Origin of the sequence: Paenibacillus sp. EKM206P, assembly GCF_011066155.1 — a bacterium.
Lineage (GTDB): Bacteria > Bacillota > Bacilli > Paenibacillales > Paenibacillaceae > Paenibacillus > Paenibacillus polymyxa_D.
Map to the genome: position 1 here is coordinate 1 of NZ_JAAMNQ010000048.1, position 1,593 is coordinate 1,593.

General features: G+C 42.9%; 1 protein-coding gene. It reads right to left on the bottom strand.

The window, feature by feature from the left end; genetic code table 11:
• Positions 1-130: 130 nt before the first annotated feature.
• Positions 131-1,339, bottom strand: a complete 1,209-nt coding sequence (locus G9G53_RS25580; protein ID WP_165150870.1) for an IS110 family transposase — start codon at positions 1,337-1,339, stop codon at positions 131-133.
• Between the last annotated feature and the right edge of the window lie 254 nt (positions 1,340-1,593).

Sequence of the window (1,593 nt, forward strand, 5' to 3'; positions counted from 1 at the left end):
CTATACCAGCTAATAGCTTGTCAACATTTCCAGCAAAATAATTAGAAACCTTATGGTATAGTGAAAAATAAGCATGCCAAACAACCTTCCAATTCGAGTTGTGTTGGAAGGTTATACCATTAACTTTTTGTTATGTCAGACGGAATGATTTCTTACTTTTTAAAATGGCATACAGCCAATGAACCAGCTTATTTGCACATGCCACTAGAGCAACTTTGTGAGGCTTTCCTTCGGCTCTTTTGCGGTCGTAAAAATCTTTAATCCGAGTGTTACGAGAACGGATCAACCCACACTGCACGGCCATAACTAGGGCATATCGAAGCTGCCGGGAACCGCGTTTGGTGATCCGATTTCGAGTTGCTGTGAACTTACCTGAAGCAAAAACACTGGGGTCAATGCCAGCAAACGCGACCAGTTTCTTTGGATGATCAAATCGGTCGACTTCTCCAATTTCCGATAAAATTGTTGCAGCAATTTTATGGCCAATACCAGGAATCGACTGAATCAAATCATACTCTTTCATCTCTTTTGCCAGGGCATCTATATTCTGTTCCAAATCAGCTAGATGCTCCTGGTATTGAAGAATAAGGGTGATCAGAATCTTTAAATTAATTAAATGGCTAGAGTACATCGTTTGTTGAAAGGGATTTTGTTTTGCTGCATTCATCAGCCTTTGAACTCGTTCATTAATCCAAGCTTCTGAACGACCTCGTTTTGAAGAAAGCAGAGCTCTGATTGAGATTTTAAGGGTTTCCTCATCCGCTTGCAGAACGGAAGATGATGTTGAGAACTCACTTAAGAAACGAAGAGAAACGTTCGAATACATAGCTCCGAAAACACCCTTGTATGCAGGGAAAACCTGATCCAGAACCGCCTGGAATTGCAGCTTTGTTTGCACGCACATCTTTGATAACGTCTCATATTGCCGCGTCAGATAACGCAGATTAAGCAGTTGCACGCCCCTTTTCTTAAAAGGCTCAAACTCTTCCCTGTAGTAAAGATCGCCCAAAAGATAAGCATCCGCAGCATCCGTTTTTACTTTGCGAAGATGGGACTTTCTAAGGCGATTTGAAATGAGCGGATTAATAACAATGTATAAATAGTGGTGTTCCTCTAGGAATTGAACGACAGGGCTTTGGTAGTGCCCAGTTGCCTCGAGAATCAGTGTAGGACGAAGTCCAACCGCATGCTCGACATCACGAATAGTTTGAAGGAGTTTCTCGAGTCCTTCTCGCGTATGCTCGAAATAAAACGTTCCTTTGTATGGTTTTCCACGATCTAAAAAAGCCTGTCCGTGGCTTTCTCCTTTAGAAATATCTAACCCGATAACAGGATTCATCTGACCTCTCCTTAATGTAAATTTGCCGGCAGCCTCTATAAATCTTCTTGTCGCTCCATAGCATCGCATGTGATACGGGATCTTTGTCCCAACCAGCCTCAATCATGGTCATGACAAGTAGAGGTGAACATTATAGCTCTCGGAATCTAGTCCCACGGGCAGGTGCGTTCGACCCGGCTACCTTAATCCTCAAAGCAAAGGCAAAAAGGATCAACCAGAAAGAACTGGTTGATCCCATAATACGAACGGGCAGG